This window comes from Bradyrhizobium sp. 155, assembly GCF_023101105.1.
Classification (GTDB): Bacteria; Pseudomonadota; Alphaproteobacteria; order Rhizobiales; family Xanthobacteraceae; genus Bradyrhizobium; species Bradyrhizobium canariense_D.
The window spans coordinates 4,282,224-4,302,106 of record NZ_CP064704.1; the positions used below are offsets into that span (position 1 = coordinate 4,282,224).

Annotated in this window: 15 protein-coding genes; 5 read left to right on the forward strand and 10 right to left on the reverse strand. The window is 64.9% G+C overall.

The features are described from left to right. Positions 1 to 57 precede the first annotated feature (57 nt). Together IVA93_RS20985 and ppx are read left to right on the forward strand one after the other, a co-directional pair. On the forward strand, positions 58 to 2,250 hold the full coding sequence (locus IVA93_RS20985) for an RNA degradosome polyphosphate kinase (RefSeq protein WP_026233127.1): 2,193 nt from the start codon (positions 58 to 60) through the stop codon (positions 2,248 to 2,250). 15 nt (positions 2,251 to 2,265) lie between these two features. Next, the gene (gene ppx, locus IVA93_RS20990) at positions 2,266 to 3,768 is read left to right on the forward strand and encodes an exopolyphosphatase (RefSeq protein ID WP_018456273.1); all 1,503 of its coding nucleotides are present in this window, start codon (positions 2,266 to 2,268) and stop codon (positions 3,766 to 3,768) included. 35 nt (positions 3,769 to 3,803) lie between these two features. Here ppx and IVA93_RS20995 read toward each other — a convergent pair whose 3' ends face one another. The 3 genes from IVA93_RS20995 to IVA93_RS21005 form a co-directional block, all read right to left on the reverse strand. Further along, positions 3,804 to 4,664: a TerC family protein gene (locus IVA93_RS20995; protein ID WP_085352939.1), complete on the reverse strand. Its 861-nt coding sequence runs from the start codon at positions 4,662 to 4,664 to the stop codon at positions 3,804 to 3,806. A gap of 44 nt (positions 4,665 to 4,708) precedes the next feature. Continuing rightward, positions 4,709 to 5,131, reverse strand: coding sequence for a nucleoside-diphosphate kinase (ndk, locus tag IVA93_RS21000; protein WP_018456271.1), 423 nt, complete (start codon positions 5,129 to 5,131; stop codon positions 4,709 to 4,711). A gap of 256 nt (positions 5,132 to 5,387) precedes the next feature. Continuing rightward, entirely contained in the window at positions 5,388 to 6,014 is a 627-nt protein-coding gene (locus tag IVA93_RS21005) for a glutathione S-transferase family protein (protein ID WP_085352938.1), read from the reverse strand. Between the two features lie 333 nt (positions 6,015 to 6,347). Here IVA93_RS21005 and IVA93_RS21010 point away from each other — a divergent pair, with 333 nt between their 5' ends. The 3 genes from IVA93_RS21010 (at position 6,348) to IVA93_RS21020 (ending at position 8,915) form a co-directional block, all read left to right on the forward strand. Further along, positions 6,348 to 6,602, forward strand: coding sequence for a sulfur globule protein precursor (locus IVA93_RS21010; protein ID WP_247368370.1), 255 nt, complete (start codon positions 6,348 to 6,350; stop codon positions 6,600 to 6,602). A 205-nt stretch (positions 6,603 to 6,807) separates the two neighbouring features. Next, complete coding sequence (locus tag IVA93_RS21015) at positions 6,808 to 6,981, forward strand: hypothetical protein (RefSeq protein ID WP_007609361.1); 174 nt, start codon at positions 6,808 to 6,810, stop codon at positions 6,979 to 6,981. A gap of 71 nt (positions 6,982 to 7,052) precedes the next feature. Continuing rightward, on the forward strand, positions 7,053 to 8,915 hold the full coding sequence (locus IVA93_RS21020; RefSeq protein ID WP_018459084.1) for an ABC-F family ATP-binding cassette domain-containing protein: 1,863 nt from the start codon (positions 7,053 to 7,055) through the stop codon (positions 8,913 to 8,915). Between the two features lie 159 nt (positions 8,916 to 9,074). Here the strand turns inward: IVA93_RS21020 and IVA93_RS21025 are convergent, their stop codons facing one another. The 7 genes from IVA93_RS21025 to IVA93_RS21055 form a co-directional block, all read right to left on the reverse strand. Then, on the reverse strand, positions 9,075 to 10,040 hold the full coding sequence (locus tag IVA93_RS21025) for a tripartite tricarboxylate transporter substrate-binding protein (RefSeq protein ID WP_204511001.1): 966 nt from the start codon (positions 10,038 to 10,040) through the stop codon (positions 9,075 to 9,077). Between the two features lie 167 nt (positions 10,041 to 10,207). Continuing rightward, positions 10,208 to 11,662: an HlyD family type I secretion periplasmic adaptor subunit gene (locus IVA93_RS21030; protein WP_247368728.1), complete on the reverse strand. Its 1,455-nt coding sequence runs from the start codon at positions 11,660 to 11,662 to the stop codon at positions 10,208 to 10,210. Beyond that, positions 11,649 to 13,781 (reverse strand): type I secretion system permease/ATPase, encoded by a 2,133-nt coding sequence (locus IVA93_RS21035; protein ID WP_247368731.1) that lies wholly within the window; start codon positions 13,779 to 13,781, stop codon positions 11,649 to 11,651. The genes IVA93_RS21030 and IVA93_RS21035 overlap by 14 nt, the downstream gene beginning before the upstream one ends. 29 nt (positions 13,782 to 13,810) lie before the next feature. Next, positions 13,811 to 16,657: a beta strand repeat-containing protein gene (locus tag IVA93_RS21040; RefSeq protein ID WP_247789217.1), complete on the reverse strand. Its 2,847-nt coding sequence runs from the start codon at positions 16,655 to 16,657 to the stop codon at positions 13,811 to 13,813. 440 nt (positions 16,658 to 17,097) lie between these two features. Further along, the gene (locus IVA93_RS21045; RefSeq protein WP_018459090.1) at positions 17,098 to 17,589 is read right to left on the reverse strand and encodes a hypothetical protein; all 492 of its coding nucleotides are present in this window, start codon (positions 17,587 to 17,589) and stop codon (positions 17,098 to 17,100) included. A gap of 166 nt (positions 17,590 to 17,755) precedes the next feature. Continuing rightward, entirely contained in the window at positions 17,756 to 18,208 is a 453-nt protein-coding gene (locus tag IVA93_RS21050) for a DNA polymerase III subunit chi (protein ID WP_204510997.1), read from the reverse strand. A 6-nt stretch (positions 18,209 to 18,214) separates the two neighbouring features. Beyond that, a complete protein-coding gene (locus tag IVA93_RS21055) occupies positions 18,215 to 19,714 on the reverse strand; it encodes a leucyl aminopeptidase (RefSeq protein ID WP_247453848.1) in 1,500 nt (499 codons plus the stop codon). Positions 19,715 to 19,883 lie beyond the last annotated feature (169 nt).

Sequence of the window (19,883 nt, forward strand, 5' to 3'; positions counted from 1 at the left end):
CCCGCGGGTTTTGCGCGTAAGTCGCAAATTGGGGCGAACTGGATGGACCGACTTCTGATGGATTCTGCGCAAGCTGTTGAAGTTAAGGAAAAAGCCCCGGAAGCCGAAGGCCCGCCGGCGATCGCATCGAGCCCCGAGCGGTTCATCAATCGCGAGCTTTCCTGGCTGCACTTCAACCGCCGCGTCCTGGAGGAATCGGTCAATCCCAGCCACCCCATGCTGGAGAGGGTGCGATTCCTGTCGATTTCAGCGAATAACCTCGACGAGTTCTTCATGGTCCGCGTCGCCGGCATCAAGGCCCAGGTGCGCGAGGGTATTGCTGAGCGCAGCCCCGACGGTCTGACCCCGTCCGAGCAGCTCGCGCTCATCAACCGGACCGTCTCGCAGCTTGCCTCCGACCAGCAGGCAATCTGGCGCGACCTGCGCGGCACGCTCGCCGACGAGGGTATCGTGCTGGTCGAGGGCAAGGAGGTCACCAAGGCGGAACGAACCTGGGTCGAGGACTACTTCCTCAGCAACGTGTTCCCGCTGCTGACGCCGCTCGCGATCGACCCGGCCCACCCCTTCCCGTTCATTCCGAGCCTCGGCTTCACCATCGCGCTCCAGCTCACGCGCGCCGCCGACGGCAAGCAGATGAACGCGCTGATCCGCATGCCCGGCAAGATCGACCGCTTCATCCGTCTGCCGGCTGACGGCAAGGTCGTCCGGCTGATCTCGCTGGAGCAGGCCACCGCGCTGTTCATCAACCGCCTGTTCCCCGGCTACAATCTTCACGGCCAGGGCGCCTTCCGCGTCCTCCGCGACTCCGAACTCGAAATCGAGGAAGAGGCCGAGGATCTCGTCCGCCTGTTCGAGACCGCGCTGAAGCGCCGCCGCCGCGGTTCGGTGATCCGACTCGAGATCGACGCCAAGATGCCGGAGCAGCTGCGCAGTTTCGTGCAGCACGCGCTGTCGACCGCCGACGACGAGGTGTTCCTGGTCGATGGCGTGCTCGCCATGAACGAGCTCTCGCAGCTCACCCGCCTTGACCGGCCCGATCTCGAATTCACCCCTTACGTGCCGCGCCATCCCGAGCGCGTGCGCGAGCAAGGCGGCGACATCTTCGCTGCGATCCGGCAGAAGGACCTCGTCGTCCATCACCCCTACGAATCCTTCGACGTCGTGGTGCAGTTTCTCCAGCAGGCGACGCGCGACCCCGACGTCGTCGCCATCAAGCAGACGCTCTACCGCACCTCCAGCAACTCGCCGATCGTGCGCGCGCTCGTGGAAGCCGCCGAAGCCGGCAAATCCGTCACCGCGCTGATCGAGCTGAAGGCCCGCTTCGACGAGGAGGCCAACATCCGCTGGGCGCGCGACCTAGAACGCGCCGGCGTGCAGGTCGTCTACGGCTTCCTCGAACTGAAGACCCACGCGAAACTCTCGATGGTGGTGCGGCGCGAGGGCGGCAGCCTCACGACCTACGTCCACACCGGCACCGGCAATTACCACCCGGTGACCGCGCGCATCTACACCGACCTCTCCTACTTCACCTCGGAGCCGACCATCGGCCGCGACGCCGCGCGCGTGTTCAACTTCATCACCGGCTACGCTGCGCCGAGCGATCTGGAAAAGATGGCGGTGTCTCCGCTGACCCTGCGCAAGCGCATCATCGAGCACATCCAGGGCGAGACCGCGCATGCGCGGCACGGCCGGCCTGCTGCGATCTGGATGAAAATGAACGCGCTGGTCGACCCCGACATCATCGACGCGCTCTACGAGGCCTCACAGGCCGGCGTGCAGGTCGAACTCGTGGTGCGCGGTATCTGCTGCCTGCGTCCCGGCATTCCCGGCTTGTCGGAGAACATCCGCGTCAAGTCGATCATCGGACGATTCCTCGAACACGGCCGAATTTACTGCTTCGGCATGGGCCAGGGCCTGCCGAGCGCGAAAGCGGCTGTGTATATCTCCTCAGCCGACATGATGCCGCGCAACCTCGACCGCCGCGTCGAGGTGCTGTGTCCGCTGCAGAATCCCACGGTGCATCAGCAGGTTCTCGAACAGATCATGGTCGCGAATCTCAAGGACAATGAACAGAGCTGGCAATTGTTGCCGGACGGGTCCTCAACGCGTATGAAGACCGCGAAGGGCGAGGAGCCTTTCAACGTCCACAACTACTTCATGACAAATCCGAGTCTGTCTGGCCGTGGTAAGTCGCTCAAGGAATCCTCGCCGCGCCGCCTCACGCGCCGTAATGAACGTCATCAATCCTGATCCGGGATCGTCGACGTGAAGCGGCCGCGCAAGCGCGGCTCGAGCGTCGCGGTCATCGACATCGGCTCCAACTCGGTCCGTCTCGTCGTCTACGAGGGACTGACGCGGAGCCTCATTCCCATCTTCAACGAGAAGACGCTGTGCGGCCTCGGGCGCGAAGTGCAGAGCACGGGACTGCTTGCGCCCGACGCCGTCGACAAGGCGCTGACCTCGCTCAAGCGCTTCCATGCGCTGTGCCGGGTCATGCAGGTCGGGCGGGTGTTTGCGATTGCGACCGCCGCCTGCCGTGATGCCTCCAACGGCGCCGACTTCATCGCGAAAGCCGAGCGCATCTGCGCGGTGAAGATCGAGATCCTGTCGGGCCCGCGCGAGGCGCGGCTGTCGGCGCTTGGCGTGATCTCCGGCATCCATCATCCTGACGGCATCGTCGGCGACCTCGGCGGCGGCTCGCTCGAACTGATCGACGTGCGCAAAAACACCGTGCGCAGCGGCGTGACGCTGCCGCTCGGCGGCCTCGCGCTGCAGGACCTCGCGCATAAATCCCTGAAACGCGCCGACCGCATCGTGCGCGAAGCGCTCGATGGGGTGCCGCAGCTCAAGGCGGGGAGCAGCCGCAGCTTCTACGCGGTCGGCGGCACCTGGCGCGCGCTTGCGCGCATCCACATCATCCAGAGCGGCTATCCGCTGCAGGTGATGCACGGCTATTCGATTTCGGCGGCCGAGGCGCTCGATTTCTCGCGTCGTCTCCGCCGGCTTGCGGCCGCCGGCATGCTCGCCGACATCGAGATCGTCGCCGATGCCCGGCGTCCGCTCCTCACCTATGCGGCGCTGGTGCTCGAGCACATCATCCGGGTGGCGAAGCCGAAGACCATCGTGTTCTCGACCTTCGGCGTGCGCGAGGGCCTGCTGCACGAGAAGCTGCCGGAGTCCGAGCGCAACAAGGACGGACTGATCTGCGCGGCCGAGGAGCTGAACCAGCTGCTGTCGCGTTCGGCAAAGCACGCCCGCGAGCTGATCGCCTGGACCGACCGCCTCGCGCGCGTGGTGAAGCTGCGCGAGACCGAAGAAGACCGCCGCCTGCGCCACGCCGCGTGCCTGCTGTCCGACATCGGGTGGCGCGTGCATCCCGACCATCGCGGCGAGCAGACGCTGAGCCTCGTCGTCAACGGTAATTTCGGCGCGATCACCCACACCGAGCGCGCCTTCGTCGGGTTGTCCGTGTTCTATCGCTATGCGGGCCTCAGCGAGGAGAACCAGCCGCCGGTCGCCATGCAGGAGCTGCTGACGCCGGCGCAGCTCGAACGCGCCCGCCTGCTGGGCGCGGCCTTCCGCGTCGCACATCTGATCTCGGCGGCGCGTCCGGGCGTCTTGCCCGCGACGCATTTCCGCAGCATGGGCCGCAAGCTGTTGCTGGTGTTCGAGCACCGCCTCGGCGATCTCGTCGCGGATCGAGTCGGCAGCCGCTTCCGCGCGCTCGCCCGCCTGATCAACCGCGCCGGCTCGATCGTCCGACGCTAGCGCTTTTCCCAAGAGATCATGCTCAAAAGATAGATCTACTCCGCCGAGGCCTTGACGTGGCGTTCGGAGGACTCCAGCGCGGCCGCGCTCATGCTGCGGCGGCGCCAGATGGAGCCGACGACCAGCACGACAACGACGCCGAGAGCTGCGCAGAGATATTCGCCGCCTCCGCCGCCATGGGCGAATTGCGGCGGGATGCGCAAGGCGCCGAGCATGTTGTCGAGCGAAGCGCCGAACGGACCGTCGAACAGCGCATGCAGCCTCGGCGCGATGCCGGGATCGGTCGCGATCACTTCGCCCGCGATCCAGCCGAGCAGCGCCGCGCCGGCCCACACCAGAACCGGCAGCTTTGCGAGCAGCGCCATGATCAGCGCCGCGCCGGCGACGATCAAGGGCACGCTGATGGCAAGACCGAGCACCAGCAAGGGCACGCTGCCATTGGCGGCCGCGGCCACCGCAATGACGTTGTCCAGGCTCATGACGATGTCGGCAACGACGACGATCTGCACGGCCTGCCACAGATGCGACGCCGACTCGACGCCGTCCTCGTCCTCTTGCTCCGGCACCAGCAGCTTGGCCGCAATCACGATCAGCGCGAGGCCGCCCACCAGCTTGAGGTACGGCAACTCCATCAGGCTCGCGACGATGCCCGTGAAGATGATCCGCAGCAGCACCGCGGCGCCCGCACCGAGGATCATGCCCCACAGCCGATGCCGCGGCTTGAGGCCGCGACAGGCAAGCGCGATCACCAGCGCATTGTCGCCGGACAAGAGGATGTTGATCCAGATGATCTTGCCGACCGCGACCCAAAAGGTCGGTTCGGCCATCTCAACGCGGAACTGGGTGAAGAATGCCCCGATCGTAGCGGGATCGAAGATCTGCCAGAGCCAGTTCACACTACGTCCTTTCGCCGCGTCTCGTTACCTTATCGGCTGACGGATCAGCCGACGATCTCGTTGCCCGAGAAGAACTGCGCGATCTCGATCGCGGCGGTCTCCGGCGCATCCGAGCCGTGCGCGGAGTTCTCGCCGATCGACTTTGCGTAGAGCTTGCGGATGGTGCCGTCAGCCGCCTTGGACGGATCGGTCGCGCCCATCACGTCGCGATACTTGGCGACGGCACCCTCGCCTTCCAGCACCTGGACGACCACGGGGCCCGACGTCATGAACTCCACGAGCTCACCGAAGAAGGGGCGCGCCTTGTGGACCGCATAGAAGGTCTCGGCCTGTTCCTTGGTCATGCGGATACGCTTCTGCGCGACGATGCGCAGGCCCGCCTTCTCGATCACGGCGTTAACCGCACCGGTGAGATTGCGCGCGGTGGCGTCGGGCTTGATGATCGAGAAGGTGCGTTCGATGGCCATGATGTTGTCCTTGAAGAGAAAACAGTGGTTCGGAGTTGCCGGGCTTATATCGGCGCCTTCGCGATACGGCAAGCGACCGCCCAAACGGGCTCGCGGGCGCTTCGCCGCAGGCCGAGGGCGAGTGTTCACCTGAACCGATACTTGTAGATGGCGGCGATCTGGGCGTCCGAACGTCGGCGTCGGGCTTAGGGCCGCTTTCGACCCCATGACGTTGAGTGCTGACCTCTCGTGTCTCGATTCGCGGACGAAACGGGAATCAGGTGTTCACCCCTTCGTGCGAACGCTCCATGGCACGCTTGTAGGCGTCGCGGCCGGTGGTGCGGGCGAGATAGGCCTGTTCGGCGTCGCCGAGGGTGATCCCGCAGTTCCGTTGGCCCAGGTTCAGGGCGTAGGTCACCGAGATGTCGGCTGCTGTGAAAGCCTCGCCGGCAAGGTAGGACGAGTCGGCAAGCCGTTGGCTGACAAGCTTTAGCCGCTTCTGGAACGACTGCAGGCACCAGGTCGCGCCCCAGTTCTCCCGTTCGGCATCGGGCGCGATGAAGCGGCTGACGACGACGGGCATCATCAGGGTCGCGAGACCGGCTTCGCCCAGATGCAGAAATTGCTGGTAGGCGGGGAACGTGGGATCCTGCGGCGCGGGCGCCAGCGGCGTCGGCCCGTAGCGGGCCATCAGGTACTCCATGATCGCGATCGACTCCACCATGACGACGTCGCCGTCCTGGATCGCCGGGATGTAGTCAGCGGGGTTGACCGCCAGGAACTCGGGGTCCTGCTTGGCGGCCAGCATGTCCACCTGCCGCACGCGGTAGGGAAGGCCCATCTCCTCCAGCACCCATACGACCCGGATCGATCGCGAGGTCTGTCCGCCCCAAACGGTGATCACGCGAAGGCCCCTTCCTGGTGTGACTGAGGATCGACCATGGCAGACTCTATATGACCGTAGCACTCAAGGCAGACGCGAAGCTTAGCTTCCGTGGTCTCCTTCCCATCCATTGCGGACGCGTGGTGGGTCCCCCTTTCAGGGTTGGAAGTCCAACGTGGATTACAATGATTTCACCCAGATGAACCCATTCTGAAGGCCTCGTCAGGGTTTGGTTCAGCCTCGCTCGGATAACCTCGGGTCCATCGAAACCAAAGCCTCTTTCAGAGGCAGACCGTTTCGGCGGCCTTTCCATCGACGCGATAGCCCCGCGCCAACAGATTTGAGGAGATCACCATGTTGAGGAAACTTTCCCTCGCCGCCGTCGCCGCGGTTGCGCTTGGTGCCGCGCTGGCGCCGACCTCCGCCTCCGCGCACTGGCATGGTGGCGGCGGCGGCTGGCACGGCGGCGGTGGCTGGCACAACGGCCACGGCTGGGGTGGACCGCGCTTCTATGCTCCCGTCTCCTACGGCTATGGCGGCTGCTATGTGCGCCGGCTGGTCCCGACTCCCTGGGGACCCCGCTGGCGGATGATCAACCGCTGCTACTGAGCCCGACAGCACCTTTCCAAAGATACCTGAGCCCCCAAGGTACCTTCCCCGGCGTCCCCGAGCGCCGGGGCTTTGTATTCGGAGGATATTGCGCGGCTTCACACAATTTTTGCTAGAATGCCGCGCAATCGCCGCGAGTGGCGAAACCATTTGGGGGCCAAGGACTTGGTACCGTGTCGCTTCTTTGAGAACACGGAACTCTGCGATGGTTAGCCTTTTCGCCGACGATAGCGAGCAAATCGACCGGCGCACCAGCCGCTCGATCCGCGATGCGGTGGGCGAACGGCTCCAGCAGAGCCTGCGGCCCGAAGCCAGGCTGCCGACGCACCTCGAGCAACTCCTCAATGAGCTGAAGCAGCGCGAGCGCGATTCGCACTGAGTTGACAAGCACCGGCTTGCAAACACAGAAAAACGGGTTGCGTTTGATCGCGGGTGCGGTGACAAGGCCGCATGCTCTCCATCACCGACCTCTCCATCCGCCTCGCCGGACGCCTTCTGATTGACCAGAGTTCCGTGCAGATCACGCCCGGATCCCGCGTGGGCATGGTCGGTCGCAACGGCACCGGCAAATCGACCCTGTTCAAGGTGATCCGCGGCGAGCTCGCCGCCGAGCACGGCACGGTGAGCCTGCCGCCCCGCTGGCGCGTCGGCAGCCTGGCGCAGGAAGCGCCGAACGGCCCCGAGAGCCTGATCTCGGTCGTGCTCAAGGCCGACCTCGAACGCGACGCACTGCTCACCGAGGCCGAGAGCGCGACCGACCCGCACCAGATCGCCGAGATCCAGACCCGGCTGGTCGACATCGACGCGCATTCGGCGCCGAGCCGCGCCGCAGCCATCCTTTCCGGTCTCGGCTTCTCCGCCGCCGACCAGCTCCGCCCCTGCGCCGAATTCTCCGGCGGCTGGCGCATGCGCGTTGCGCTCGCCGCAACGCTGTTTGCGGCTCCCGACCTGTTGCTGCTCGACGAGCCCACCAACTATCTCGACCTCGAAGGCACGCTGTGGCTCGAGGATCACCTCGCGCATTATCCGCGCACCGTTATCGTGATCAGCCATGATCGCGACCTGCTGGAAAGCTCGGTCGACCAGATCCTGCATCTGGATCGCAGCAAGCTCACCCTTTACAAGGGCACCTACTCCTCCTTCGAGGAGCAGCGCGCCATGCGCGAGATGCTCGATGCCAAAGCGGTCAAGCGCCAGGAAGCCGAACGCGCCCGCCTGCAAGCCTTCGTCGACCGTTTCAAGGCCAAGGCCTCGAAAGCCCGCCAGGCGCAGTCCCGTGTGAAAATGCTGGAGCGGCTGAAGCCGATCACGGCGCTGGTCACCCAGGACGTACGCGAGATCAGCTTTCCCGCGCCCGAGAAAATCCTGTCGCCGCCGATCATCGCCGCCGACAACGTCGTGGTCGGCTACGATCCGACCACGCCGGTGCTGAACCGCGTCACCTTGCGCGTCGATAATGACGACCGCATCGCGCTGCTCGGCTCAAATGGCAACGGCAAGTCGACTCTCGTGAAGCTGCTCGCCGGCCGCCTCGCGCCGTTCTCGGGCAAGGTGACCCGCGCCGACAAGCTCTCGATTGCCTATTTCGCCCAGCACCAGCTCGACGAATTGAACGAGGATGCCTCGACCTACGACCACGTCCGCAAGCTGATGGGCGAGGCGCCGGAAGCCAAAGTACGCGCCCGCGCCGGTGCGATCGGCTTTTCCGGCAAGGCGGCCGATACCAAGGTCGGAAAATTGTCGGGCGGCGAGAAGGCGCGGCTCCTGCTGGGACTGGCGACCTTCTTCGGCCCCAACATGATCATCCTGGACGAGCCGACCAACCATCTCGACATCGACAGCCGCGCCGCGCTTGCGGAAGCCATCAACGAATTCCCCGGCGCCGTCATCATGGTTTCGCATGATCGCTATCTGATCGAGTCCTGCGCCGATCAACTCTGGATCGTCGCCGACCGCACCGTGACTAATTACGACGGCGACCTCGACGAATATCGCCGCCTGGTGCTGTCCGCGCGCAATGGCGAGCCCGCCCCGCGCGAGCGCAACGCGCCGAGCGAGAAGCCGCAGCGTCCGAGATCGGACAATCGCGGCTCGCTGAAGAAACGTATCGCGGAAGCTGAGACCGAGATCGCCCGCGTCAGCGCGATCATCAGCAAGATCGACACTGCGCTGGCCCTGCCCGACATCTTCACCCGCGATCCCAAGCAGGCCGCGCAACTGTCGAAAGCGCGCGCCAATGCGGCCGACGCGCTGGCGCGCGCCGAGGAGCAGTGGCTCGAGGCGAGCACGCAGTTCGACGAGGCGGCGGGCTGACGCCTCCGCGACCGGCCCGACATTAAAATCGCAAAAACAACCCCATGCACAGTACCGGTATTTTGCTACCCGGTGATTGGCTGTTGAATGGACTGTTTTTTACCGTGGTGACTTAGCCCGCTCACGCAGCGATGTCGGCACGAATTGAGCAGGAATGGCTCAGTCCGCGAATTGGCCCGCTGCCTTGATCATCGGAGCCCAACGGTCGACTTCGCTCGCGAGCATCGCGGCCAGCGCCTCCGGCGTCGCCTTCTCCTGCGGGACCGGCTCCGTGTTGATGTCGTTGAACCGGGCGATCAGCGTGGAATCCCTAAGGGCGGACTGGAGCGCCGCGGTCAGCTTCTGAACGACCGCCGGTGGTGTTCCCTTGGGGGCATAGATGCCGTGCCAGACACCAAGTTCGAACCCTTTGAGGCCGGCCTCGTCGGCGGTCGGCAGATCGGGCAGGCTCTTCAGCCGCTCCTTGGTGGTGATCGCATAGGCCTTGACCTGCTTCGACATGATCGGGCCGGTGGTATTCGTCGCCTGGTCGCAGGTAAGATCGATCTGCCGGCCGAGAAGGTCGTTCATGATGGGGCCGTTGCCCTTGTAGGGCACCGCGGTGAGCTGCTTCTGGATCGCTGTCATGAACAGCATGCCGCAGAGATGCGACGCCGCGCCGAGTCCGGCATTGGCATAGGTCAGCTTGTCGCCCTGCTGTTGGGCGTAGGCGATCAATTCCTTCAGCGTGTCGGCCGGAAAATCCGGACGCGCGATGATGGTCATCGGCGCATTGGTCACAAGCCCGATCGGCGCAAAGGCCGTCTTCGTGTCATAGCTGAGGTTGCGGTACAGTGTGGCGGCCGTCGAGAGGCCGACATGATGGATCAGCAGCGTGTATCCGTCGGGCTGGGCTCGCGAGGCGCGGGTCGTGGCGATGGTACCACCGGCGCCGGGCGCGTTCTCGACGACGACCTGTTGGCCAAGCGATTTCGCCATGCCGGCCGCGGTCAGGCGAGCAATCGTGTCCGTAGGTCCGCCGGCGGCGAACGGCACCAGCATGGTGACGGGCCTGATCGGATAGTCCTGGGCGAGCGCCGCGCCAAACGGCAGGACCAGAGCCGATACGAGGGCAATGAGCCGCATGCTTTCCTCCAAATTTTTTTGCTTGCTCCTATGTACGCATTCCGGGCTGCGGGGCCACACCAAAATGACTTCATCAGGAGTGGCGCGCCCGCGGCATGGTGTAGCTGCCGAAAAGCCCGATTGGTTCTCAGCGCGTCTCGCGAAGCTTCGTCGGCATCATGCGGGAACTAGCGCTCGCGCATGATCTCGTGCCGGTAGCGCTGCAGCGGCGATAGCAGGTAGCTCAGGATGGTGCGCGAACCGGTCCTGATCTCGACGGTCACCGCCATTCCCGGCGACAGGCTGACGAGGCGGTCGTCCACCTGCATCTGGGTGCGATCTAGCGAGATGCGGGCGCTGTAGCTCAACTCCTGCCCGCTGGGCTCGCTGCTGTCGCGTTGTGTCGCGAGCGGACGGTCGCTCCCGCGCTCCTGCGGCCGGTCGCGGATGATGGCGTCCTGCGAGACGCTCACGACCTGGCCTGCGAGAAGCCCGTAGCGGGTGAAATTGAAAGTGTCGATTTTGATGGCAGCACCCTGCCCGGCCTCGACAAATCCGATATCGCGATTGGAGATCATCGCCTCGATCTCGAGCCGCGTATCGGTCGGCACGATTACCAGCAGCGACTGCGCGGGCGTGACCACGCCGCCCACGGTGTGGACCGCAAGCTGCTGCACGACGCCGTCGACCGGCGACGTCAGTTGCTGAAGCCTCGTCCTCTGCTGCGCCTTGATCAGATCGCGTGCGACGCCATTGGCTTTCTGTTCGCTCTTAGCCAGCTCGTCGGAGAGACTCTTCCTGTACTCGGCCAGGGCCTGGATGCGGGTCTCCCCGATCGCGGCGACGGCCGCCTCGGCCTCCTTCAAGCGGCTGCTCTGGACGCGAAGCTCCTCCTGCTGCTCGATCTGGAGCTGGAGGGTCTCATAGTAGGTCAGCTTCGAGCCGATCTCCTTCTCCATCAGCGTCTTGCGGATCTCGACACGCTGCTGGGTGATCGGCAGCAACGCATCAAGCTTGTGAATCGTCGCCGCAATCGTCTGATGTTCGGCCTCCTTCTGCGCTTCCTGACGTGCCAGCGCCGCGAGCTTGGCCCTGTTCTCGCTGACCTGATTGGCGAGGAGCTGCCGTTGCGTCGCAACCAGCATGGGATCGGCATCCTCTGGTACGACGAGATCAGCGGATACCCCTTCGCCGCCCGCCAATGCGGCGCGGAGGCGCGCGACGTTGAGCCGCTCGGCCATGAGATCGTCATGCAGACGATCGCGCTCTGCGGCGTTCACCGTCGGATCGAGCTCGATCAGCAGGTCGCCCGCCTTGACCGATTGCCCGTCCTGCACGTGAATGGCGCGCACCACGCCGGTCTCGAACGGCTGGACCACCTTGCTTCGCCCGCTCGACACGACCTTGCCGGTTGCGGAGGCCACGATGTCGATCGTGCCCCAAGCCGACCAGGCCAGCGCCGCGCAGACAAGCAGCATGAGGGCCAGGGCGATGGCGCGGCCGATCGGCGATGGCGGTGTTTCCGTGATTTCCAGCGCCGCCGGCAGGAAGGCGACTTCCTCGGCGCGCCGGCCCTTTCCATTCCGGAACGGGATCACGGTCTGCTCCGGACGAGCGGCCGGCACAGTGTTAGCCGACCTCATAAATGCCTCCCTGGAGACGATGCAGGGCGGCATAGCGGCCGCCGGTCTTGATCAGCGCATCATGCGTGCCGTCCTCGACCAGACGGCCGCGTTCCAGGGTGAAGATGCGATCGGCGCCGCGGACGGTGGACAGACGGTGCGCGATGATCAGGACGGTGCGGCCTTTCGCGATCTCCTTCATGTTGTCATGGATGATCCGCTCGCTTTCATAGTCGAGCGCGCTGGTGGCTTCGTCGAAGATCAGGATCCGGGGATTGCCCACCAGTGCGCGGGCAATCGCGATGCGCTGGCGCTGCCCGCCCGAGAGCGTCGAGCCGCGCTCGCCGACCACCGTATCGTAGCCCTCGGGGAGCTCCAGAATGAAATCATGCGCGCCCGCCAGCTTCGCCGCATCGATGATGCGATCCATCGGCAGGCTTGGATCGGCCAGCGCGATGTTGTCGCGCACCGACCGGTTGAACAGCATGTTGTCCTGGAGCACGATTCCGATCTGCCGACGGAGTCCGGCCGGGTCGGTCGTCATCAGATCCATTCCGTCGACCAGCACGCGGCCGCCTTGCGGTACATAGAGACGCTGCACCAGCTTGGCGAAGGTGCTTTTGCCCGAACCGGACGATCCGACGATGCCGACGGTTTGTCCGGCTGGAATGTCGAATGAGACATCGTGCAGGATCTCCGGCCCATCGGGCCGGTAGCGGAAAGAGACGTGCTCGAAGCGGATGTTGCCCCGGATCGGCGGCAGCCCCGCGCGGGCCGCGGAGTAAGCAGGCTCCGCCGCGCTGTTGAGGATGTCGCCGAGCCGGGCGATCGACAGTCGCGCCTGATGAAAATCCTGCCAGACCTGCGCGAGCCGCAGCACCGGGGCCGACACCCGCCCTGCGAAGATGTTGAAGGCAACGAGCTCGCCGACGGTCAATGCGTCACCGATCACCAGTCTGGCGCCGACATAGAGAATGGCGGCGGTGACGACCTTGCTGACGAGCTGCACCAGCTGGCTAGCCGTGTTGCCGAGGCTGGTGACACCGAAGCTCGCGGAGACATAGCCTGCGAGCTGCTCTTCCCAGCGGCGCTGCATCTGCGGCTCGACCGCCATCGCCTTCAGCGTTTCGATGCCGCTGACGCTCTCGACCAGGAAGGCCTGGTTCTCGGCGCCGCGGCGGAATTTCTCGTCCAGCCTGCGGCGAAACAGCGGCGTCGCCACGGCCGAGATCGCGATGTAGAACGGGAACGATGCCAGCACGATGAAGCTCATCTGCGCCGAATAGGCGAACATCACCGCCAAGAACACCGAGGTGAAGACCAGGTCGATGAGAAGCGTCAGCGACGAGCTGGTGATGAAATTGCGGATGTTCTCGAGCTCACGGACCCGGGCCACGGAATCTCCGACGCGCCTGGCCTGAAACCACGCCATCGGCAGCGCCAGCAGGTGGTGGAACAGGCGTGCCCCGAGCTCGACGTCAATGCGGTTGGTGGTGTGCGCAAACAGGTAATTGCGCAGGATCCCGAGCACGGTGTCGAACAGGGAGACGACGACGAGGCCAATGACGAGGACGTCGAGCGTGGACAGCGAGCGGTGCACCAGCACCTTGTCGATCACGACCTGGAAGAACAACGGCGAGACCAGCGCAAAAAGCTGGAGGAAGAACGAAGCCGCCAGCACCTCGCCCAGCAGCCGCCGGTATTTGCCGATCGCGCCGATGAACCAGGTGATATCGAAGTGCCGCCCGAGGTCGGACAGGCCGGCGCGCCGTACCATCAGGATCAAGCCGCCGTCCCAGATCGCGCACAGCTCGTCGCGATCCATCAGTACCGGACGCGGCGCCTCCGGGGACTGCACCAGCACCTTATCGGCGGAGGCCTTTGCGATGACCATGAAGCCGCCGTCCCGCAGCATTGCGATCGCAGGCAGCGGGGTGTCCGACAGACGGCTCCACTGCGTTCGATAGGTTCGCGCTTTAAGTCCGAGAGACCTGGCGCAGCGGACGATATCCGCTGCGCCGAAGCTTGCCGCGCCCAGCCGGTGCCTGAGCTGCTCGCGATCGGCCGCAACACCTTGCAGATGCAGCAGTGTCAGCAATGCATCGAGCCCCGTATCGGTGGAGACCGCGTTCGTCGTCATGAGCGTTCTCCGGGCCGATGCAGTCGGCTTCAGGCGTGCTGCGGCGGTGCGAGCACCTGGTTCTGCATCGCGTGCGGATCGGGCAGCGGCATCTCGCCGTTCCCCTCACCTGCCGGGACGAAGCTGGCCGCCATGGCCTGGTTGAGCAGCATCGCGGCCGCGAACGCACCGCCCTGGATGACGACGTTGTTGCCGGTGCCGCCGTCGAGGACGTCGAGGCCCCCGCCGCCGATCAGCACGTCATCACCGGCACCACCTGCCAGCGTGTCGTTGCCGGGGCTGCCGATCAGCACGTCGTCGCCGTTGCCGCCATTGGCAACGAGCTGGATGCCGCCGTGCAGACCGGAGGCCGTGATGACGTCGTCGCCATCGAGACCGTTGATGACGATCCTGTCGCCCGCGCCGGCATCGGTAATGTTGATGTCCTGGCCAAGCCCCGACACCGTGATGATGCCGTCGTGCTCGGTCACCGTGATGACGTCGTTGCCGCCGGTTGCGTTGATGGTCACGGTATCCGCGGCGCCGTCATTGGCGCCGAGATCGAGGTCGACCTGGCTGACGCCGGTGCCGGAGAGGTCACCGACCGTAATGTTGTCGGCACCGCCGAGAGCATTGAAGTCGACATGTTCGACCCCGTTCAGGTCCACCGCAATGGCGGCAACATCTCGCGTGAACAGCACCCGGCCGCCATTGGCCGAGATGTTGATGTTCTCGCTGATATTGGCGCCGTTGAATGCCAGAGTGTCGGTGCCCTTCCCGCCTTCGACGGTATCGCTGCCGTCGCCGGGGTTCCAGACGAAGGTGTCGTCGCCCGCACCGAGATTGGCGAAATCGTTGCCGCGTCCGCCGTTCACAATGTCATTGCCGGCACTGCCTGTGATGGTGTCGTTGCCGTCGCCGCCATTGATGTTGAGGCTGAACAACTGTCCCGCCTTGATGGAAAACGCATCGATGACATCATTGCCTTGGCCGCCGTTGATGCCGAGCACATCACCGGCGTCCGCATGCGCAATCGTCACCTGCGCAGCGAGGCCGTTGACCACGATCGATCCGCCGGCGGTCACGACCGATATGTTGTCGTCACCGGTCGTGCCGTTCGCGGTCACGCGGTCCGCCGCGGCATCGCCGCTCTGGCTGCCGGGGCCGGCACTGAGGTCGATGGCAACCTGCGTGATTCCTGTCCCGGTCAGATCGTTGACGGTGATGTTGTCGGCGCCGCCTGCCGCCGCGATCTGCACGTGCTCGACGCCGGCGAGGTCCATGACGATAGCACCGACGTCACGGGTGAGTAGCGCACGGCTTCCGTTCGCCGAGATCGACATGGTCTCGGCCACATTGGCGCCGTTGAACACCAGCGTATCGGTTCCCGTGCCGCCTTCGACAGTGTCGCTGCCGTCACCGGGATTCCACGTGAAGATGTCGTCGCCTGCGCCGAGAAGCGCGACGTCATTGCCGCGGCCGCCGATGACCTTGTCGTTGCCGTCGCCGCCGATCAGGGTGTCGGCTCCCTGGCTGCCGGTGATGGTGTCGTTGCCCGCACCGCCGTCGATGGTCAGCCCGATCGCCGCGCCGAGCGTGGATGCATCGATCACGTCGTTGCCGCCGAGCGCCTGCACGACCAGCCGGTCGTTGCCGGCCTCTGCATTTGCGATCGTCACGACCTCCGGCAGCCCCGTGACCGTGACCGTTGTGCCCGCGGCTGTGACCTCGATGTGCTGATTGCCGTTGCTGCCGTTGACGGTCACCGTATCAGCAGCGCCGTCGCCTTGCGTCCCTCCCGGAACGGCTCCGAGATCAACCAGCACCTGCTTGACGCCGGTCCGGGTGAGGTCGCCGACGGTGATGTTGTCGGCGCCGCCACGCGCATCGAATTCGATCTGCTCGACGCTGTTGAGATCCATCGTGATGTTGGCGACATCGCGGGTGAAGCGCACCCGGCCGCCATTGGCCGAGATGTTGATGGTCTCGTTGATGTTAGCGCCATTGAAAAGCAGCTTGTCGCTGCCCGAGCCGCCCTCGACCGTGTCGCTGCCGTCACCGGGATTCCAGATGAAAGTGTCGTCGCCACTCCCGAGCTGGGCGACGTCGTTGCCGCGTCCGCCATTGACGATGTCGTCGCCGCTGCCGCCGATGATGAGGTCGTTGCCGTCGCCGCCGATGATCCGGTCGTTGCCGGCGCCGCCATCGAGCGTCAGCGAGATCAGGCTGCCGAGCCCATTGCCCGCGGTGATGACATCGTCGCCGCCGCCGCTGTGCAAGACGAGATTTTCAGTCGTGCCGATGTCGAGCGAAAACGGCGCCGCGCCCGTCCGGTCGAGCCGCACGCGGGTGCCGTTCGCCGTGATTGTGAACGTCTCGGCGGCGTTGTTTCCGTTGACCTGAGCCGTATCGTTGCCCTCACCACCTTCGAACAGGTTGGTGCCGCCGCCGGGATTCCAGATCATGACGTCGTCGCCGGCCTCGCCGAACAGCTGGTTGTCGCCGCTGCCGCCGTCCAGGACGTCGTTACCCGCTCCGCCGAACAGCAGATCGTTGCCGCCGCCGCCCTTGATCAAATCGTTGCCGGCCTGACCAAACAGGAGGTCGGCTCCCGAGCCGCCCGTGATCCTGTCATTGCCGTCGCCGCCGAAGATGTGCACCGCCGGCATCGGTCCGTGGCATTCGTCGACGGTGATCGTGTCGTCACCGCCTTGACCGAAGATGTCGATCGCGGTGGTGTTGTCGACCGTGGGTTCGCCACCAACCGTTTTCACGTGCCCGTTATCAACCAGGATGCGGCCCGACTTGTCGCGACTTATCACGAGGCCGTTATTCGCGCTGTCGGCGAAAATGATGAGTTGCCCCGTAACCGGGGAAAACACAGAGGTAATGGACATCCAAATGATCCTTCCGACCTAGCCCCTCCCTTCGACGCGTAGCATTCGCGCACATGACATTCTTGAACCGTTGCTTGAGACGCGCGTGATTATTCTGGAGATTTCCTCCAGTTTTGCTTCGGGGCAGTTTCCGACAGCGGATGCGAAGGCTTGCTCATCACGAACCGCCTGATCACGGATCACGCGTAACGCCCCCGTGATTTTCAACGCGCGCGGAAGAACGCAGCTCGAGGCAATGAAGGCACTTTGGGCGAAGGTCGGCATCCGCGATGTCGAAACTGGCGAACAAGATCGCCGGCGAGCGCGAACGGGAGAGATCACGGTTCACGCCTCGGCCACCGCGATCAAGGAATGCAAAGCCGCTTGATGATGGGGATAGGAGTGCGCGGCTGATCGCATCGACAGCCGCAACCAGCTTCAGGCCAAAAGGTCGACCCGTGTTACGCCGACTTCTTCTTCGGCTTCGGCTTGGTCGCCTTCGGCATGACCGGCGCCTCCGGCGTGCCCTCGATCGAGGACAGGCGACCGGCCGTGAAGGTATAGATGCCAGCGCGCGGACCGGTCGTCCAGGTCACGACCGCAACGCGCCTGCCGGCGGCATCACCGGAGAGGTTGACGCTCGAGGGCGCGCCGATGCCGCGCACCACATCGCATTCGGTGTGGCCGAGCGCGACGGTGCCGCCCATGGGAGCCGGCGCGGTCGTCGACGCATTCGCATCAGCCGGCCCGGGCGGCGGCGCCATGCCGGCACAAGCCCCGTCGGCGCTGACCAGATCCTCGGCCCCAACCGGCTTGTCGGGGGTCAGCGGCGGCGACTCAATCGAGATGCTTTTGATGAACAGGCGGCTGGGCGTGTTGAACCACTGGGCATCCCTGGACAACAGATCGGTCCCGCCCGAACAGCCCGCAACCAGCGGGGCTACGGCCGCCAACGCAATTATGAGCGAGCTGGGAAGCTTTTGATGTCGCACGATAAACTAAAATCCCCGAGTGAAGGATCGGCCCTAAGCAATTGTAGCAACATCACTTTGCGGCACGAAGGTGACAAAAGCCATCATCGCCCGAAAAGTGCAAATTATCATTAATTGCGAGCGACCGCTAATTCCGCTTCTGCCACCGGCCCCGCTCGTCAGCCTGCCAATAAGTGACATCAAATCCCCGCGCCTTGCAATCCGTCCAGGCGCTGCGGGCGAACGCAAGCGCGTCCGGATCGTCGCCGTCGAACAGCAGCACCATGCGCTCATAGGCCTGCGCGTCCTGCGGCAGCGCGGCGTTGTCGACGAGGAAGCGGACATTGGCACCGTTCGGATTGTCCTCCTCGACCGCCAGCACGATCGGCTGATCGGCAGCGTCGCTCACCCGCCATGTCGCGTGCGGCAGGAAGGAATCGTCGCGATAGGTCCACAAATGGGCGTCGAGCGCATCGGCGCGCTCCGGCGAATTCGACTGCACAACGACGCGCCAGCCGCGCTCGAGCGATTTCTCGAGAAGCGGCGGCAACACGTTCTCCACCGTCATGTTTTGCAGATGGTAGAAGAGGACTTCAGTCATCTCGGGTCATTTGCGCTCGTAGTGATCTGCGACCAGACGGTCGAGCAAGCGAACGCCATAGCCGCTTCCCCAGCTCTGGTTGATGTCGGTCTTCGGCGCGCCCATGGCGGTCCCAGCGATGTCGAGATGCGCCCAGGGCGTGCCATCCACGAAGCGCTGGAGGAACTGCGCCGCGGTGATCGAGCCGCCATGGCGGCCGCCGGTGTTCTTCATGTCGGCGAACTGGGAATCGATCAGCTTGTCGTATTCAGGGCCAAGCGGCAGGCGCCAGACCTTCTCGCCGCTCTCGATGCCGGCCGCCAGCAGCCGCTCGGCAAGCTCGTCATTGTTGGAGAACATGCCGGCATGCTCGGTGCCGAGCGCGACCACGATGGCGCCGGTCAACGTCGCCAGATCCACCATGAATTTCGGCTTGGTTTTCTTGGCGACGTACCAGAGCACATCGGCAAGCACCAGGCGGCCTTCCGCGTCGGTGTTGATGATCTCGATGGTCTGGCCCGACATCGAGGTGACGATGTCGCCTGGGCGCTGCGCGTTGCCGTCCGGCATGTTCTCGACCAGGCCGATGGCGCCGACGACGTTGACCTTGGCCTTGCGGGCCGCGAGCGCATGCATCAGGCCGACGACGCAGGCAGCGCCTCCCATGTCGCCCTTCATGTCCTCCATGCTGCCGGCCGGCTTGATCGAAATGCCGCCGGTGTCGAAGCAGACGCCCTTGCCGACGAAGGCAACCGGCGCCTCACCTTTCTTGCCGCCGTCCCAACGCATGATCACGGTGCGGCTCGGCCGCGCCGAGCCCTGGCCGACGCCGAGCAGAGCGCCCATGCCGAGCTTGTCCATGGCCTTGACGTCGAGGACCTCGATCTTGACGCCGAGCTTGCGGAGCAGGCCTGCGCGGCGCGCGAACTCCTCGGGAAAAAGCACGTTCGGCGGCTCGTTGACGAGGTCGCGCGCAATGATCACGCCGTCCACGATCGCAGCCGCCGATGTAAACGCCTTCTTCGCGGCGACCACGTCGCCGACCGCAAACGAGACGTCGGCGCGCGTGCCGCCCTCCTCGCCATCCTTCTTCCTGGTCTTGTAACGGTCGAAGTTGTAGGTGCGCAGCCGCAGGCCCGAGGCGATCGCGACCGCCTGCTCGCTGGTCATGGCGCCGTTTGGAAGTTCCGCCATGATAGTCATGGCCGCCGCCCCGGCCGGAAGCTTGCTCGCCGCCACGCCGCCGAATTTGAGGAAGTCGTTCGCCTTCAGACCGGTCGCCTTGCCGGCGCCGATCACGATCAGGCGGGTGGCCTTCACGCCTTCGGGCGCAAGGATGTCGACCGCCGCGCCGCTTTTGCCCTTGAAGGCGGCGGCGGTGGCCGCCCGCTTCACGAGTTCGGTGGCCCCGCCGAGCGCCTTGGCGGTCGCCGGGCCGAGCTTCAGGCTGTCGTCGCAGAACACGACCATGATGCCACGGGCGGCGGCAGACAATGGAACGAAGCCGACCTTAATGGCATCGGACATGAGTAACTCCTCAAAAACATTGCGCTTTTTACCGATCGGCGGTCCCGGCCACGGGCCGGAGCTGAACGGCGATTCACTGAGCGTCCCGCACTATGGGCCACCGGCCCGGCAGATGCCAAGCACCCCCCGTGGCCGAGGGGCCACAACGAGGGAAATATTAACCATATAT

Bases quoted from the DNA above. Each gene is read 5' to 3' on its own strand.
- IVA93_RS20985 (WP_026233127.1), top strand. From the start codon at position 58: ATGGATTCTGCGCAAGCTGTTGAAGTTAAGGAAAAAGCCCCGGAAGCC.
- ndk (WP_018456271.1), bottom strand. From the start codon at position 5,131: ATGGCCATCGAACGCACCTTCTCGATCATCAAGCCCGACGCCACCGCG.
- IVA93_RS21010 (WP_247368370.1), top strand. From the start codon at position 6,348: ATGTTGAGGAAACTTTCCCTCGCCGCCGTCGCCGCGGTTGCGCTTGGT.
- IVA93_RS21015 (WP_007609361.1), top strand. From the start codon at position 6,808: ATGGTTAGCCTTTTCGCCGACGATAGCGAGCAAATCGACCGGCGCACC.
- IVA93_RS21020 (WP_018459084.1), top strand. From the start codon at position 7,053: ATGCTCTCCATCACCGACCTCTCCATCCGCCTCGCCGGACGCCTTCTG.
- IVA93_RS21025 (WP_204511001.1), bottom strand. From the start codon at position 10,040: ATGCGGCTCATTGCCCTCGTATCGGCTCTGGTCCTGCCGTTTGGCGCG.
- IVA93_RS21030 (WP_247368728.1), bottom strand. From the start codon at position 11,662: ATGAGGTCGGCTAACACTGTGCCGGCCGCTCGTCCGGAGCAGACCGTG.
- IVA93_RS21035 (WP_247368731.1), bottom strand. From the start codon at position 13,781: ATGACGACGAACGCGGTCTCCACCGATACGGGGCTCGATGCATTGCTG.
- IVA93_RS21040 (WP_247789217.1), bottom strand. From the start codon at position 16,657: ATGTCCATTACCTCTGTGTTTTCCCCGGTTACGGGGCAACTCATCATT.
- IVA93_RS21050 (WP_204510997.1), bottom strand. From the start codon at position 18,208: ATGACTGAAGTCCTCTTCTACCATCTGCAAAACATGACGGTGGAGAAC.
- IVA93_RS21055 (WP_247453848.1), bottom strand. From the start codon at position 19,714: ATGTCCGATGCCATTAAGGTCGGCTTCGTTCCATTGTCTGCCGCCGCC.